Genomic DNA, 16,728 nt, shown 5'->3' with positions numbered 1-16,728 from the left:
TCAGTCGTCGATCCGGACCAGCGCGAGGGTGATGTTGTCCGGGCCGCCGGCCCGGATCGCGGCGCGCCAGAGTTCGACGACGGCGTGCTGGTCGTCCTCGTCCGCGTCGCCGTCGGTGATCAGGGCCGTCCACTCCTCCGGCGGGACGGGGTCGCTGAGGCCGTCGGTGCAGAGCAGGTAGCGGGCGCCGGGGCGGACGGGCAGGCGGGTGACGTGCGGGGCGAGGGCGTCGCGCGGGGTGGCGCCGCCGAGGACGCTGGTGACCAGGTGAGTGGTGCGCTGGCCCTCGGCGAGCGGCGGGCTGTCGTCGGTGGTGAGCAACTCCGGTCCGGTGTCGGTGAGTTCGTAGACCCGGCTGTCGCCGACGTTGAACACGAACACGGACTCGGCGGTCAGCGCCAGCCCGGCCACGGTGGTGCTCATCCCGGTCAGCGCGGGGTCGGCGTCGGCCGCGTCGTGGAGAGTCTCGTGGCCGGCCTGCAGCGCGTCCCGGACGGCCTGCTCGTCGGTCAATCCCCCGCCGGTGGAGGCGAGTTGCCCGGCGATCAGCGAGGAGGCCAGGTCGCCGCCCGGGTGGCCGCCCAGTCCGTCGGCGACCGCGACCGTCAGAGCGGTGGCGCCGAGCGGGAAGTAGAAGGTCTGCGGGCTGTCGGTGGCCGTCGCGCAGAGCGTCCACGGCCCGACCGCCACACTGTCCTCGTTGTGCTGACGCACCACTCCCGTGTGGCTGAGCACGCTCACCGCGATGATCGGCACGACCATCCACCTCTCTCCGAACTCTCCCGCTCGCGCGATCCGTTGCGCGGCCGTGACGTCAAGCCAAGCACACCCGGACGGACACCTTCCGCCGAGGGGCCCGGGCGCAACTCCGGCCGGCCCGCGCGGACTCCGTTCCCCGGGCATTCCCTTCGTCAAGAGAATCCGGTGGAATGCCCCCGCTCTCGCCTGGTGCGGGAATTGCGGGCGTCAAGACTCCTTGTCCCTTGACCGGTTCCCGGGGTAGCTTGACGCGACCGTCAACTTCCTTTTCCGGAAGCTTTACTGGCCACACTCCCGATGGGTTCCCCTACGAAGTGACGGCCCCTCCCCTTGCCATTCCCTTGCCGCTTGTCGGTGCCATGTCGCAAGGGTGGGAAACGGTCCTAGCGTCCTGCCGCCGAGCCGAAATCCGGCCGCGACACCACAACCCCTACGGTGTCGCCGGTCGTCCCCCAACCGACCCCGGCCCGGCGGGAGGAATTGCGATGAACCGCAAGACCGCTCTGGCGGCAGCTGTTGCGGCCGCCCTCACCCTGGGCACCGCCGCGATGGCCACTTCGCAAGGCGTCGCGCAGGCCAGCCCCACCGCGCAGTCCGGTGCCGGGTTCCAGGCGATGAGCGCCGTGGGCCGGCTCGCGGCCATGGACCAGGCCGGCAAGGAGGCCGCCGCCACAGCGAAGGCGCTGGGCCTCGGCCCGGACGAACGCCTGGTCGCCAAGGAGGTCCTGGTCGACAACAACGGTGCGCGGCACGTCCGTTACGACCGCACCTACCACGGGCTGCCGGTGGTCGGCGGCGACCTGGTCGTGCACCGCGCGAAGAACGGGACGATCACCTCCACCACCTGGGCCCACCAGGGCGCCGTCCAGGTCGCGGGCGTGACGCCGAGGCTGACCGCCAAGGACGCCTCCGCCACGGCCGAACGCAGCGCCAAGCACGTCAAGCAGGCCCGCACCACCAACCTGGACACCAGCCAGCTGGTGGTCTGGGCCGTCGGCAAGACCCCCGTCCTCGCGTACCGCAACACCGTCACCGGCGCGGGCGAGGCCGGCGCCAACTCCCGGGAAGCCGTCGTGGTGGACGCCGCCACCGGCACGGTGCTGGACCAGTACGAGACCGAGCAGGGCATCTCCGGCACCGGCAACGGCGTCAACGTCGGCCAGGTCACCCTGGAGACCAGCCAGGACGGCAGCGGCAACTACACGCTGACCGACGCGCTGCACGGCTCGACCATCGTCTACGACTCCAACAACAGCCCGCAGTCCAACCCCGCGCAGAACGCCAGCACCTTCACCGACACCACCGACAACTGGGGCGACGGCACCACCGCCAACCGCGAAAGCGCCGCCGTGGACGCCTCGTTCGGCCTCGCCAGGACCTGGGACTTCTACAAGAACACCTTCAACCGCTCGGGCATCCGCAACGACGGCCGCGGCGCCCCCGCGTACGTGCACGTCGACAACCAGCTGCTGAACGCGTTCTACGACGACAGCTGCTTCTGCATGTCCTTCGGCGACGGCTCCTCCCAGAACAACAACACCCCGCTGACCGCACTCGACGTCTCCGGCCACGAGATGACGCACGGCGTCACCGCCGCCACCGCCAACCTCAACTACTCGGGCGAGTCCGGCGGCCTCAACGAGGCCACCTCGGACATCTTCGGGACCATGGTCGAGTTCTACGCCAACGACCCGGTCAACCCCGGGAATTACTACATCGGCGAGAAGCTCAACATGGGCAACGGCTACCTGCGCCGGATGGACGACCCGACACTCGACGGCAGTTCGCTCGGCTGCTACAACAGCAACGCGGGCTCGGTCGACGTGCACTACTCGTCGGGCATCGGAAACCACTTCTTCTACCTGACCTCCGAGGGCACCGGCGCCAAGACCATCGGCGGCCTCCCGCACAACGGCACCACCTGCAACGGCGACAGCTTCAGCGGCATCGGCAAGGACATGGCCGCCGCCATCTGGTACCGCGCCCTGACCACCTACATGACCTCCACCACCGACTACAACGCCGCCCGCACCGCCACCCTGCAGGCCGCCGCCGACCTGTACGGCGCCAACTCCCAGGAGCAGTACATCGTTTCGAAGGCCTGGGCCGCCGTCTCGCTCGGCACCGCCCTGCCCAACCCCGGCGGCGGCACACCCACCCCGACCCCGACCCCGTCCCCGACCGGCACCCCCGGCGGGGGCAACGCCCTGGTCAACGGCGGATTCGAGCAGGGCACCACGGGCTGGACGCAGAGCGCCAACGACATCACCAACTCCAACCAGCAGCCCGCCCACGGCGGTTCCTGGTACGCCTGGATGATGGGCTACGGCTCCACCGCCGGCGAGACCCTCTCGCAGAGCAACATCGCGGTGCCCGCCGGAACACCCAAGCTGACCTTCTGGCTGAAGGTGACCACCCAGGAGAGCGGCACCACGCCGTACGACACCCTGAAGGTCAACGTCAACGGCACCACCGTCGCCACCTACTCCAACGCGAACGCCAGCGCCGGCTACGTCCAGAAGACCGTCAACCTGAGCGCCTACGCCGGGCAGACCGTCAGCCTGCAGTTCGCCGGCCAGGAGGACGCCTCGCTGGCGACCACCTTCCTGGTCGACGACGTGAAGATCGGCTGACCGGCCGCCGGTGATCGGGAGGGTGCCGTGCGGGACGGCACCCTCCCGGTCGCTTTTCTCAGACCTGCTCGACGCCGCCGCTGCCGCTGCCGCTGCCGCCGCCGCTCCGTGACCAGCCGCGCCGCTCGCCCTCGTCGATCAGCCGCCGCCCCGCCGCCCACAGCGCCGACGACGCGTCACCGATCACCGCCTTGCGGGCACGCACATCGTCCGCCGTCACCCCAGGGGTGCGCCAAGTACCGCCGTGCGCCATCCAGTTGAGCAGCAGCGGCTGCAACCGGTCCATCGCCTTCGCGAACCGGGCCTCCGGGGTACGGCGTTCCTCGAACTCGTCCCACAACTCCCGCATCCACCGGGCCTGATCCTTCGGCAACAGCCCGAACAACTTGTCCGCAGCCGCGGACTCGCGCTCCGCCTGATCAACGCCCGCCTCCGCGTCGTACAGCGGCGTGTCCCCGGCGTGGATCTCCACCAGGTCGTGCAGCAGGACGAGTTGGACGGTGCGGCCCACGTGGATCGGCTCGTCCGCGTACTCGGCGAGGAGGGTCACCATCATCGCCAGGTGCCAGGAGTGCTCGGCGTCGTTCTCGCGGCGCTCGGCCGCCACCAGCGGCGACTGCCGCAGAATGGTCTTGAGCCGGTCGATCTCGACCAGGAAGGTCAGTTGGGCACGCAGACGCGCGTCGATGCCGTCGGGGAAGGGCGTGCGGTCCACCAGCAGGGGGTGCGGAGCGTCACTCATGAGGCCCATCGTGCCACGGCGCTGCCACTTGACGCTCAATCAGTTTGCTGGATTCCCAATGGGATCCGGTTGCCTTGCGCCGACACGCGGCGGTGCCCGGCGGGTACCCCGACCGCCGGGCACCGCTCTGCAGTTCTGGCCGTTCTAATAGGAGGCACCCGCTCCGTTGAACGCGCCGGAGACGCCGCTGTCGTCGGCCCAGATCATGAAGTCGGTGTGCTGAACGCCGTAGGGGGACACGACGGAAGTCGTGTCGGCCTCGCCGGCACCGCTCTGGTTCGCGGCGAACTGGCCCTGGTCGAAGTTTGCGCTGAGGTCTTCCTGGGCGGACGCGAGGCCGGCGCAGCCGACGACGAGCGGGGCGGCGAGAGCGCTGACGGCCAGAACACGCTTGATAGCACGCATGAGAATCTCCTCCGAGTAGTTGTTTCGGCGGCGGGGCGCGGCGGTGGCCCCGCCGACTCCAGAACGCCACGGGATCCGGAGGCCCGCAAAAGGGTGCTGCCTCCGTGTGGTCCCGACGATCCGTCAGCCGCCCTTGCGCCAGCACGGGAGGGGCGCCTCGCAGGTTCACCCCTGAGTGGTCGCCCGGGCTGCACCGGCGCCCGGGGCCGGGTCGCCTGTCGAACAAGTGGTCGACCCGCTCGGCGGCGATGCCCGCTGCCTCGACACACGAAGGTGCCCGGCGGGTGGGGTTCCCGCCGGGCACCTGAATGTGATTCTTCCGGTCAGCCCTTAGAAGTGGGCACCGGACTCGGTGTGCGAGCCTTCGACGCCCTCGTCGCCGGCGAAGACACAAGCCTCACCGTGCTCGACGCCGCCCGGCTCGACCTCGGAGAACACCTTGGACTCGCCGGCGACCTCCTCGTTGGCGACGAAGTGGCTCTGCGAGAAGTGGGCCTCGGGGCCTTCGTGGCCCTCGTGGCCTTCGTGGGCGGAGGCGAGTCCGGCGCAGCCGATCACCAGGGGGGCGGCGAGGGCGCCGATGGCCAGAACACGCTTGATAGCACGCATGAGAATCTCCTCCGAGTAGTCGTTTCCGGCGGGGCTCGGTGGTGGCCCTGCCGAGATCCAGACAGCCACGGGATCCGGAGGCCCGCAAAGGGAACATGCGTCCGTCTGGTCCTGACGGGAAGTCAGCGACCCTTGCGCGGGCGGGGGAACAGCAGTCCGAAGGTTCACCCCTGGGTGGTCGCCCGGGAAGCGCACGCGGGTCCGAATCGGACGTTCGCGAGCCACTGTGACGATCCGTCAGAACGCGGACAGGAAAGCGCTCCACCGGCAGGCACTCCCCTTCGAACATGTGGCCGGTCGTCGGCATCGGGCTGTCCTGACGTCCCGGCCGGGCCGAACCCGATTGACCGATCCGTTACCTGACGGGCCGTCGAACCGCGTCGCGACGGCCCGATAGGGTTCGGGCGGGGGCAGGCGGAACGAGGGGGCAGCGGGATGTCATTGGTGGCGACGGCGGCAGGGCTTCTCGCGCGGCTGGTGGCGAAGCCGCTCACCGACGCGGCGATGCGGCGCGAAGAAGTGCTGCGCGTCCTCAAAGCCGTGAAACTCGACCCGCGCCGGCCGCCCCGGGACTTCGACAGCATCTACACCATCGCCCTGATCGAGTACTGCAACGACCGTTCGGCGTCGGTGCTCGCCGTCTTCCGTAACACCTACGTCCTGGATGCCTTCCGCCGCTCCTTCCACGACCACGACTGGACCCGGCTGCGCCGGGAGATCACCGATGCCGTCGAACGCAACCGGGAGACCGGCGAGTTCGGGCACCTCGACCACGGTTTCGACGAGCACGTGGACGGCTTCGTCACCGCGTTCGACTCCGTCCTGAACAACAGCCGGACCCCGCACGAAATCCGCTCCGACGCCAAACTCGACGCCCTGCTGGAGCAGGCCGGCCGCACCCGCGACGAGGAGGAACGCCACCGGCTGCACATCGAACCGGCCCGGTCCCGCCTGACGCCCGCGCAACGACTCGCCCAGGACGCCACCGAATGGTTCCGCGCAGTCGGCTACGGAATCCACCACGAGTGGCCGGCCCCCGACGGCAGCGTGGCCCTGCTGGTGGACATCCCGCGGCTGCGGCCCGGCCAGTTCGACCGCATGCTGATGCTGTGCGTAGAAGGCGAGTTGGGCCCGCACCACCTCAACCTGCTCGCCGAACTCACCGAGCAGCACCGCGCCGCCGAGGGCTGGGGCATCGCCCGCCTGCGGGTCAGCGCGGCCGCCCGCGAGTTGGCGGACCGGAGCGAAGACCGCCTGTACGCCTACGCGTTCGACGACCTGATCGACCTGGTGGCCGACTTCGAACCGTACCTGGCGTGGGTGGAGGAGGAGGTGCGACGGCGCGGCATCGACACCCGGTACGTGCCGCTGTCCTGCGAGAAGGCCGAGATCGACCCGGCCACCGGGCAGCCTCTCGCCACCAGCAGGTACGACTGGAAGAGCGGCGGCCTGGACGACTACGTGGCCCGCTGGCTGGACGAGCCGGCCAAGCAACACCTGTCCGTGCTCGGCGAGTTCGGCATGGGCAAGTCCTGGTTCGCGCTGCACCTCGCCTACACCATGGTGCAGGCGTGGCGGGACGCCAAGCGGCGCGGCGTGCCCCGCCCCCGGATCCCGCTGCTGATACCGCTGCGCGACTACGCCAAGCAGACCACGGTGCAGGGCCTGCTGGCGGAGTTCTTCTTCAACAAGCACAAGGTCAACCTGGGCAGTTCCGACGTGGTGCGGGTGCTCAACCGAATGGGCCGGCTGCTGCTCATCTTCGACGGCTTCGACGAGATGGCCGCCCGCACCGATCGCCACACCGTGGTTGCCAACTTCTGGGAGCTCGCCACCGTGGTCGAGCCCGGCAGCAAGGTCCTGCTGAGCAGCCGCAAGGAACACTTCCGCCACGCCCAGGAGGCGCGCGAGCTGTTCAGTGCGAAGGTGGGGCTCCCGCGCGCCGGAACTGCTCTGGACGGGCCCGTCTTCGACATCGTCGACCTGGTGCCGTTCGACGACGAGCAGGTGGAGATGCTGCTGTCGTTCGGGCTCGACGAGCCGCAGGTCCGGATGGTCATGAACCACCCCGATGTTCGCGAGCTGATGCGCCGTCCGGTCATGTCGGAGCTGGTGATCGACGCGCTGCCGGAGATCGAGCAGGGCGCGGAGATCGACCTCGCCCGGATCTACCTGTACGCGATCAGCCGGAAGATGGACCGCGACATCCACGCCGAGCGGACCTTCACCTCGCGCGCCGACAAGCTGTACTTCCTCTGCGAGGTCGCGTGGAAGATGCTGTCCGAGCAGAAGTTGAGCCTCAACTACCGCGACTTCCCCGAGCATCTGCGTTCCTGCTTCGGCAGCGTGGTCGAGAGCGCAAAGGATCTGGACTATTGGGAACAGGACATGCGCAACCAGGGCATGTTCGTGCGGGACGCCGAGGGCAACTACGGTCCGTCGCACAAGTCCCTGCTGGAGTTCCTGGTCGCGTTCAAGTTCGCCGGCGAACTCGGGCTGCTAATCGACGACTTCCTCGCGGCCGTCCAGCCGGCCGAGCAGCCGTCGGACGGTGTCGAAGCCGAGTGGACCTGGTCGGACTACTTCGCGTCCCGGTCTCCGGAGGGTGCCTTGCCGGCCCTCGGCCGGTTCGTTCCCGAACCGGTCGAGCTGTTGGGAAAGACCTTAGGCCACATGCCGGCTGAGGCCGCGGTCCTTCACTTCCTCAGCTCGATCGTCAGGTCCCGACCCGCCCACCAGAACCGTCTTCTGGACGTCGCTCGGGCCACTGAGGACACCAAGCTGCACAGCCCGAGCTGGCTCGCCGCCAACTGCCTCAATCTCCTCCTCGCCACGGGCCACAGCCTGGCGGGACTTGATCTCAGCGGGCTCGACCTGGAAGGCCTCGGCAACGGGTATTCGGACCTCACACTCTCGTTGGCCGGCGCAGACCTGCGCAGCACGCTGATCGAGGGCGTCCGGGCGCACAGCACCGATCTCTCGGGAGCGGACCTACGCGAAGCGCGGATCTCCGACACCAGCGTGCTCGGCGACGAGGACGTCAGCGGACCTTACGTCTGTGGGCTGATGAACTCCGACGGCGCACTGATGATCGCAGCCATAAGCGGGGCTCTGCTCTGGCCCGACGGCCAAATCGCCTCGACACCGAGCAGCGTTCCGGCACACGCGCGCCTCGACACCCAGCTGCAGAGATGGGACGCCGACACCTTCCGGGCGGGCCGCAGGCTGGTCGACCTGCGCACCGGGACGATCACGGCGACAACACGAAGTCCCGCCCCTGCACTGGCCGTTCAGGGCAGCCGTCACGTGTTGCTGACCTTCTCGGACTCACCCGTGCCCCGATTCATCCTCACCGACCCCGAAACCGGGCAGTCCGCAGGTGAACTCGTGCTCCCGCTCGGAGAGGACGACAACTACACCACCATCCCGGGCAGCGGTCACCTGTGCCTCCTGGCCGTGACACAGGACTCGCTCCGCTTCCTCACGGCCGACCCCGCGCCTTCCGGCGGATGGCGGCCGGTGGAGATCGCTTCCACAGCCGGCAAGCCGTACAGCCGCATTGGGCTGACCCTAGGGGCAGAGAGCGCCCTGCTCTACTTCGACGGAACGCCGGTTGCGGCCGCCGACAGCACCACGGCGAGTGCGTTGCTCGACCCGGATGGACTGTCTCTCCCGTTCGGGGAGGACATTGAGCAGTTCGTATTCCGTGCTGCCTCCGGAATGGCGGCCGCCGCACTGGCCGACCACCGTCTCTGCGGCTGGCAGCCCGGCAGCCCGGCCACCGAGCCGTCGTGGGAGGTCGGCGTACCGGCCCTCGGCATCCAAGCCCTCTTCGCCCCGCCCTCCGGCGACCGCCTCGCCGTGCTGACCCGCCTCGGAGAGCTCTGGCTGCTCGACTTCCGCACTGGCGAGATGCTCGACCACGCCGCCCTCACCGACCGCCTGCGCGGTGCCCGGTTCTCCCGTGGTTGCGGGCTCGACGACGCGACCCTCGACGCGATCGTCCGGCTCGGTGGCCTGGTCTCCGACTGACGGTCTGTCCGGCGGATAGGGTTCGGGTGGAGCGAAGGGGGCAGCGGGATGTCGGTGGTTGCGACGGCGGCGGGTGTGCTCGGGAAGTTGGTGGCTAAGCCGCTGACGGATGCGGCGATGCGGCAGGAGCGGGTGCTGCGGGCGTTGAAGGCCGTCAGGCTGGATCCGCGGAAGCCGCCGCAGGACTTCGACGGGATTTACGCCGTCGCGCTGATCGAGTACTGCGCGGGTCGTGCGGAGTCGGTGCTGGCGGTGTTCCGGGACGAGTACGTAGTCGGGTCGTTCCGCCGGTCGTTCGAGCTCCGGGATCTGACGCGGGTGCGCCGCGAGGTCGCCGAGGCGGTCGAACGGAACCGGGAGACCGGGGAGTTCGGGCATCTCGGGCACGGGTTCGAGGAGCACGTGGACGCGTTCGCCGCCGCGTTCGAGCAGGTGGTGGACCGGACACGGGCGCCGCACGAGGCGCGGTTGGAGGAGACCGTCAAGGCGCTGCTCAGCCAGGTGAGCCGGACGCGGGACGAGGAGGAGGGCCGGCGGCTGCGAATCGAGCCCGGGCGGGCCGAGCTCACGCCCGCGCAGCGGCTGGCGCGGGACGCCGAGGAGTGGTTCCGGGCGGTCGGGTACGAGATCCGGCAGGGGCAGTGGCCGGTCGGGGAGGACGCGATCGCGCTGCTGGTCGACATTCCGCGTCGCCGGGGGCGCTTCGACCGGACGGTGATGCTGTGCGTGGCGGGCGAGTTGGGGCCGCACCATCTCAACACCCTTGCCGGGCTCGCCGATTCGACCGACGCGGCGGAGGGCTGGGGCATCGCCCCGAGCCGACCGAGGTGCTGGCCGATACCTTCTGCGAACTGGGGTCGGACGACGCGGTGTTCGAGTTCCTGGCCACCATGGTCCGCGAGCACCCGGACCACCGCACCCGGCTGCTGGAACTGGCACACGCGAGCAGCCCGGGCAGGCCGCTGCTCAACTGCCTGCGCCTGCTCGCCGAGGCCGATGGCCATCTGGAGGAGGCGCGGCTGGCCGGACTCGACCTCAGGGGGCTCGGCGCCTGGGTAAAGGACATCCGTCACCTCTCGCTGGCGCGCGCGGATCTGCGTGGCGCGGACCTCACAGAGGCGGACCTGAGGGGCACTGACCTCGCCGGGGCCGATCTGACGGGCGCGCAGCTCTCGTCGTCGATCCTCCTGACCGCCGAGGGCTGGAACGGTCTGCTCACCGCTGGCGGGGAGCTCGTGGTCTGGCGGAGCGACCGGGCGTTGTACTGGCCCGGTGGCCTCCCGGCCGGGCCTCCCCAGCGGTTCGACCTCACCGATGCCCTGTTCCTCCACGAGTGGACCGAATCTGTCTGGTGGACCGCCGACTTCGAGTCTGGCCGGCTGGTCGACACCCGGGCCGGCCGGCCCGCGAGCGGCACTGTGTTCAACGGGTCGATGCTGATGCCCGTCCACTGGCGTGGCCGACAGGTGCTGATAGAGCCGACGGAGGGTCGCTTCCACGATCCGCAGACCGGCCGGGAGATCGAGTACTGGACTCCGCCCGCCGGCGGCGCCCGGCACTGGGTGATTCTCGGCGGTGACTTCCGGGCGAGCGTAATCGCCATCGACGACGACCGGATGCTCTACCTCGTCCCCGACAGTGACGCGCCGAACGGCTGGCGGACTGTCGCGGTGCTGCACCATGACGGCGACGACGCCCAGGCGGGGTCCGGGGACAGTCAGCTGGTCCTTCTCGGCGGGCGCCCCGTCATGGCGATCGACGCCATTGCCCAGCAGGCTCTCGTCCGGCCCGAGGGCCTGCCGCTGCGGGTCGAGGGGGACACCGACCTCGAAGCGTTCGCGTTCCGTGCCGCCATCGGGCTGGCGGTGCTCGCCCAGCACGGGCGGCTCACGGCGTGGTCGATGGCGGCGGAGGCCGTCGATCCGGTCTGGGAGTGCGCCATCGGGGTTCCGGTCAACGGGATCTGGGCCGACCCCGCCGGTGAGCGGCTTGCCGTCGCGACCAGGGTGGGCGAACTCTGGCTGCTCGACTTCCGCACCGGCGAGATCCTGGCCCGGACCCCGCTCACCGACCGCCTGCGCGGCACCCGGTTCTCCCGGGACTGCGGGTTCGACGACGACACCCTCGCCACCATCGTCCGGCTCGGCGGCATCATCGTCGACGGCTGACCAACACCCCACCTACTCCTGGCACTTGGCCAGCTCCGCCCGCCCCCGCACCCCGTACTGCCGGAACAGCCGGGTCAGGTTCGCCTCGACGGCCTTCACCGACAGGTGCAGCGTCGCCGCGATCTCCCGGTTGGTCGCCCCGGTGCGGATCAGCCCGAGGATCTGCTGCTGGGTCGGCGTCGGGTCGGCCTCCAGCGCGTCGAGGGAAGCCAGCACCGTCTCGACGTGCCGCAGCCACGGCAGGCACCCGGCGGCCGTGTACAGCGCCTGGGCGTCCTGGAGGGCGGTGCGGGCGGCGGCGCGGCGGCGGGCGCGGCGTTCGAGGGTGCCCAACGCCAGGTGGGCGCGGGCGAGTTCGAGGGGGTAGGGGTGGGCGGCGGGGAGGAGGGCGCGGAGGGTGTCGGCGGCGTGGCGAGGGTCGGTGAGGGCGGTGAGGTGGGCTTCGGCGCGGTGCAGGCCGAGGAGGACGACGTCGCGGCCGAGGCGGGTGGCGCGGTCGCGGGCGTCGGCGAGGGTGTCGGCGGCGTCGGCGGGGCGGCCGGAGAGAGCAAGTGATTCGGCGAGGTCGGCGTCCACCAGGAACAGGCTGGGGTCGGTGAACTGCATGCGGCGGAGCAGGAGTTGGCAGCGGGTGAGGTGGTGGACGGCCATCGGGAGGTGGCCGAGCAGGAAGGACGCCCGGCCGCGCAGTCCGTGGGCGTAGGCGAGCCATTCGTGGTCGTGGTCGTCCTCGGCGGCGCGGATGGCGGAGTCGAGGAGGTGGGCGGCGCGTTCGGCGGTGCCGCCGTTGAGTTCGGCGGCGCCGCCGAGGACGCGGGCGGGGCCGGGGGTGGGTTCGATGCGTTCGCGCAGGTCGTGGGCGGCGCGGCCGGCGGCGTAGGCCTCGGTGCAGCGTCCGGCGCGCTCAAGGACGGAGGCGGCGATGTAGAGGACGTTGGCGAGGTCCTCGGTGCGGCCGGCGGCTTCGGTCTCGGTGCGCAGGGTCTCGACCTCGGCGAGGGCGCGGTGGGTGTCGCCGCTGCGCAGGGCGGCGACGGCGAGGCCTTCGCGGCAGACGACGGCGGCGGCGGTGGGGGGTCGGCCGGCGGCGAGGCGGCAGCCGCGTTCGAGCAGGGCGAGGCCGTGGGCGGGGTCGGTGAGCAGGGTGATGGGGCCGCGCAGGGCGAGGAGTTCGACGAGCAGGTCGGGGTTGTCGGCGTGGTCGGCGTGCTTCTCGGCGGTCTCGAGTTCGGCGAATCCTGCTGCCCGGTCGCCGCGGTGCAGGGCGCGGACGGCGCGTTCCTGGTGGACGGCGGCGGTGAGGGCGGGGTGGCCGCCGGTGTCGTCGGCGGCGGCGGTGAGCAGGGCTTCGGCGCCGGGGTGGTCGGGTCCGAGCAGGCGGGCGAGCAGGAGTCGGGCGTGCACGCGCAGGTCGGCGGCGGGGGCGGTGAGCAGGGCTTCGGCGCTGGCGCGGGCGAGGTCGGGCAGTCCGGCGGCGGCGGCGTTGCGGGCGGCTGCGAGCAGGCGGCGTCCGGCGGTGTCGGGGTCGGGGGTGTGGTGGGCGGCGTGGCGGAGGAGTTCGGCGGCGGTGCCGGGGGCGCCGCGGGTGAGGGCGGTGTCGGCGGCGCGGGTGAGCCGGGAGGCGAGTCGCGGGTCGGGGTGTTCGGCGGCGAGGGCCTGGTGGCGGACCTGTTCGACGGGGTCGGCGGTGAGGGCGGCGAGCAGGCGGTGGGCGTCGCGCAGGGCGGCGGGGGTGGCGTCGGCGAGGACCACTTCGGCGATCAGGGGGTGGCTGAACTGGGGTGTGCCGGCCGGGATTTGGCGGACGATGCCGTGGCGGTGGGCGGCGGCGAGGGGTTCGGTGACGGTGGCGGGCAGGCCGGTGCCGGTGCGGGCGGCGGCGAGCACGGTGAGGGCGGCGCGGGCGGTGCCGGGGAGTTCGGTGAGGCGGGCGGAGACCAGGGCGCGCAGCCGGTGCGGGACGTCGAGTGGGCGGGCGGGGTCGGCGGCGAGTGCGGCGTCGCTGCCGCCGGCGGCCAGTGAGCGGCCCAACTCCAGGGCGTAGTACGGGTTTCCGCCGCTGACGGCGTGCACCCGGCCGAGCGTGAGGCCGCCGAGGCGCAGGCCGAGCCGTTCGCGCAGCAGGGCGCCGGTGCCGCGTTCGCCGAGCGGGCCGACGGGGAGGTCGAGGGCGGTGGGCGGGCAGAGGGCGCCCATGGTGGGGGCGGCGTCGGCGTGTTCGGTGCGTTCGGTGACGGCGAACCGGACCCGGCGGTCGGTGAGGCGGCGGGCAACGAAGGCGATGACCTGGCGGCTGGCCTCGTCGAGCCACTGGGTGTCGTCGAGCAGGACGAGCACGGGGCCGCGTCCGGCGAGCCGTCGCAGGGTCTCCAGGACGGCGACGCGGACGGCCAACGGGTCGGTGGCGGCGCCGGGTTGGGGGGCACGGTGCAGCAGCGCGCATTCGAGGGCGTGGCGCAAGTGGCTGGGGAGGAGTTCCTCTGCGAGCGCGGGGAGGGTCTCGCCGAGCAGGTCGATCAGGGCGAGGTGCGGCAGCTCGGCCTCGGCGGCAGTGGGGCTGCTGCGCAGGACCGACTCCCCTGCCGCGTCGGCCTGTTGGGCAAGTGCGTCGAGCAGTGCGGTCTTGCCGATGCCCGCCGGGCCGTGGAGCAGGACACCGCCGGTGGCGGCGAGGGTGGCACGGATGTCGGCGAGCAGTTGCGCACGGTCGACGAGTGCGGGCCTGGCCGGACCTGCCGTGGTGTTGACTGGTCCGGCCGGGCCGGGGAGAAAGCCGGTCATGGCGGTCAGTGTGCCGCCTTCGCCGGGCTTGCGCGAGGGTGTCACATGAACACGACACTGTCGCGACTCAGCGTTAAGTCCCCTTTAAGACTGCCCGATCGGGGGTCGACCGGGCAGTGGGCAGGTGGCCTGGTCAGCCGATGCCGACGTCGTCGAGCAGGAAGGTGGTCGCCAGGTAGGCGTCCTCCTGGCCGGCGAACTGAAGGTTGACGGTCTGGCCGCGGTAGGCGCTCAGGTCAATGGTCTTCTGCACGTATCCGGCGCTCGCGTTGGCGTTGGAGTAGGTGGCCAGGGTGGCGCCGTTGACGTTGACCTTCAGGGTGTCGTACGGCGTGGTGCCGGTCTCCGCGGTGGTGACCTTCAGCCAGAAGGTGAGCTTGGGGCTGCCGGTGGCGGGCACCGCGATGTTGCTCTGCGCGAGGGTCTCGCTGTTGGCGGAGCCGTAGCCCATCATCCAGGCGTACCAGGAACCGCCGTGCGGGGTCTGCTGGTTGGAGTTGGTGATGTCGTTGGCGCTCTGCGTCCAGCCGGTGGCCCCCTGTTCGAAGTCGCCGTTGGTGAGGGCGTTTCCGGGGTTCGGGTTGCCGGTGGGCGAGCCGGACGGGGACGGGCTCGGGCTGCCGGTGGAGCCGCCCGGGTCGGGCAGGGCGGTGCCGAGCGAGACGGCGGCCCAGGCCTTCGAAACGATGTACCGCTCCTGCGAGTTGGCGCCGTACAGGTCGGCGGCGGCCTGCAGGGTGGCGGTGCGGGCCGAGGAGTAGTTGGTGGTGGAGGTCATGTAGGTGGTCAGGGCGCGGTACCAGATGGCCGCCGCCTTGTCCTTGCCGATGCCGTTGAAGTTGTCGCCGTTGCACGGGGTGCCGTTGTGCGACAGGCCGCCGATGGTCTTGGCGCCGGTGCCCTCGGCGGTCAGGTAGAAGAAGTGGTTGGCGATGCCGGAGGAGTAGTGCACGTCCACCGAGCCGGCCCGACTGCTGTAGCAGGAAAGCGAGTTGCCGTCGGCGGCCGGGTTGTCCATCCGGCGCAGGTAGCCGTTGCCCATGTGCAGCTTCTCGCCGATGTAGTAGTCACCGGGGTCGGTGCTGTTGTTGGCGTAGAACTCGACCATGGTGCCGAAGATGTCCGAGGTGGCCTCGTTCAGGCCGCCGGACTCGCCCGAGTAGTTCAGGTTGGCGGTGGCGGCGGTGACGCCGTGGCTCATCTCGTGGCCGGACACGTCGAGGGCGGTGAGCGGCGTGTTGCCGTTCTGCGAGGAGCCGTCGCCGAACGACATGCAGAAGCAGCTGTCGTCGTAGAACGCGTTCAGCAGCTGGTTGTCCACGTGCACATAGGCCGGCGCGCCGCGGCCGTCGTTGCGGATGCCGCTGCGGTTGAAGGTGTTCTTGTAGAAGTCCCAGGTCTTGGCGAGACCGTAGGAGGCGTCCACGGCGGCGCTCTCTCGGCTCGAAGTGGAGCCGTTGCCCCAGGAGTTGGTGGACTTGCTGAACGTGCGGGCGTTCTGCGCCGGGTTGGACTGCGGGCTGTTGTACGAGTCGTAGACGACCGTGGAGCCGTGCAGCGCGTCGGTCAGCGTGTAACCGCTGCCGCCCTGGCTGGTCTCCAGGGAGACCTGGCCGACGTTGACGCCGTTGCCGGTGCCGGAGATCTCCGGGTTGACCTCGTACTGGTCGAGGACGGCGCCGCTTGCCGCGTCGACGAGGACCGCCTCACGGGTGTTCGCGCCGGCCTCGCCCGCGCCGGTGACGGTGCTGCGGTAGGCGAGCACCGGGACCTTGCCCACCGCCCAGACCACCAGCTGGCTGCTGTCCAGGTTGCTGGTGCGGGCCTCCTCGACGTGCTTGGCGCTGCGCTCGGCGGCCTTCGACGCGTCCTGCGTGGAGAGCTTGGGCGTCACACCCGCGACCTTCAGCGCACCCTCGTGCGCCCAAGTGGTGGACGTGACCTTGCCGTTCGCGGCGCGGTGCACCATCAGGTCGCCGCCGACCACGGGCAGGCCGCGGTAGGTGCGGTCGTAACGCACGTGCCGGGCACCGTCGTTGTCGACCAGGACGTCCTTGGCCAGCAGACGCTCGTCCGGCCCGAGGCCCAGCGCCTTCGCTGTGGCGGCGGCCTCCTTGCCGGCCTGGTCCATGGCCGCGAGCCGGCCCGCCGTGCTCATCGCCTGGAAGCCGGAACCGGGCTTGGTGGTGGGGCTGGCCTGCGCGACGCTCTGCGAAGTGGCCATCGCGGCGGTGCCCAGGGTGAGGGCGGCCGCAACAGCTGCCGCCAGGGCGGTCTTGCGGTTCATCGGGTATTCCTCCCACCGAGCCGGGGTCGTTGGTGGGGGACGGCCGCCGACACCGAGGGGTGTGGTGTCGCGGCCGAATTCGGCTCGGCGGCAGGACGCTAGATCCACCGGGGGCTCCCGCGACATTCCCTCGCCGACCCCACAAGGGCGACGCAAGGGTGATCCTTGGCCTTTCACGGGGCCACCCCTGACGCGCTGTCAGGGTGCGATTTGCCCCGGCGCGTCGACCCTGCGCGTTGCCGAGTTGCCGAATCATTCGGCGCAGCGACAACCCGAGCCCCCACCGGTCGAGCCCCTCGTAGACCAGCGCCG

10 protein-coding genes are annotated in these 16,728 nt (G+C 70.9%); 4 read left to right on the top strand and 6 right to left on the bottom strand.

The genetic code is table 11. The features are described from left to right. Positions 1-762: a PP2C family protein-serine/threonine phosphatase gene (locus tag ACFYS8_RS15800; RefSeq protein WP_387641150.1), complete on the bottom strand. Its 762-nt coding sequence runs from the start codon at positions 760-762 to the stop codon at positions 1-3. A 482-nt stretch (positions 763-1,244) separates the two neighbouring features. On the opposite strand from ACFYS8_RS15800, the gene ACFYS8_RS15795 reads away from it, so the two are divergent. Beyond that, the gene (locus ACFYS8_RS15795; protein WP_387641147.1) at positions 1,245-3,392 is read left to right on the top strand and encodes a M4 family metallopeptidase; all 2,148 of its coding nucleotides are present in this window, start codon (positions 1,245-1,247) and stop codon (positions 3,390-3,392) included. Positions 3,393-3,450: 58 nt separating this feature from the next. Here ACFYS8_RS15795 and ACFYS8_RS15790 read toward each other — a convergent pair whose 3' ends face one another. The 3 genes from ACFYS8_RS15790 to ACFYS8_RS15780 all read right to left on the bottom strand — a co-directional run bounded on the left by ACFYS8_RS15790 (position 3,451) and on the right by ACFYS8_RS15780 (position 5,148). Beyond that, complete coding sequence (locus tag ACFYS8_RS15790; protein ID WP_387641144.1) at positions 3,451-4,134, bottom strand: HD family hydrolase; 684 nt, start codon at positions 4,132-4,134, stop codon at positions 3,451-3,453. A gap of 144 nt (positions 4,135-4,278) precedes the next feature. Continuing rightward, complete coding sequence (locus ACFYS8_RS15785) at positions 4,279-4,539, bottom strand: hypothetical protein (protein WP_387641142.1); 261 nt, start codon at positions 4,537-4,539, stop codon at positions 4,279-4,281. Between the two features lie 330 nt (positions 4,540-4,869). Next, a complete protein-coding gene (locus ACFYS8_RS15780) occupies positions 4,870-5,148 on the bottom strand; it encodes a hypothetical protein (RefSeq protein ID WP_387641139.1) in 279 nt (92 codons plus the stop codon). 435 nt (positions 5,149-5,583) lie between these two features. Here ACFYS8_RS15780 and ACFYS8_RS15775 point away from each other — a divergent pair, with 435 nt between their 5' ends. From ACFYS8_RS15775 to ACFYS8_RS15765, 3 genes are read left to right on the top strand one after another with little or no spacing between them, the layout of a single operon-like run. Next, positions 5,584-9,180 carry an NACHT domain-containing protein gene (locus ACFYS8_RS15775; protein ID WP_387641137.1) on the top strand — a complete coding sequence of 1,199 codons (3,597 nt, stop codon included), beginning with the start codon at positions 5,584-5,586 and terminating at the stop codon, positions 9,178-9,180. Positions 9,181-9,228: 48 nt separating this feature from the next. Beyond that, entirely contained in the window at positions 9,229-10,239 is a 1,011-nt protein-coding gene (locus ACFYS8_RS15770; protein WP_387641134.1) for a hypothetical protein, read from the top strand. Next, on the top strand, positions 10,143-11,348 hold the full coding sequence (locus ACFYS8_RS15765; protein ID WP_387642145.1) for a pentapeptide repeat-containing protein: 1,206 nt from the start codon (positions 10,143-10,145) through the stop codon (positions 11,346-11,348). Before ACFYS8_RS15770 ends, ACFYS8_RS15765 begins: the two co-directional genes overlap by 97 nt. A 12-nt stretch (positions 11,349-11,360) precedes the next feature. Here ACFYS8_RS15765 and ACFYS8_RS15760 read toward each other — a convergent pair whose 3' ends face one another. After that, entirely contained in the window at positions 11,361-14,129 is a 2,769-nt protein-coding gene (locus ACFYS8_RS15760) for an AAA family ATPase (RefSeq protein WP_387641132.1), read from the bottom strand. Positions 14,130-14,262: 133 nt separating this feature from the next. Next, the gene (locus ACFYS8_RS15755; RefSeq protein WP_387641130.1) at positions 14,263-16,416 is read right to left on the bottom strand and encodes a M4 family metallopeptidase; all 2,154 of its coding nucleotides are present in this window, start codon (positions 16,414-16,416) and stop codon (positions 14,263-14,265) included. Between the last annotated feature and the right edge of the window lie 312 nt (positions 16,417-16,728).

The organism is Kitasatospora sp. NPDC004615, assembly GCF_042873545.1.
Classification (GTDB): domain Bacteria; phylum Actinomycetota; class Actinomycetes; order Streptomycetales; family Streptomycetaceae; genus Kitasatospora.
Note: the sequence above shows the minus strand (reverse complement) of the source record. Positions and strands in the feature narration are given on the sequence as shown.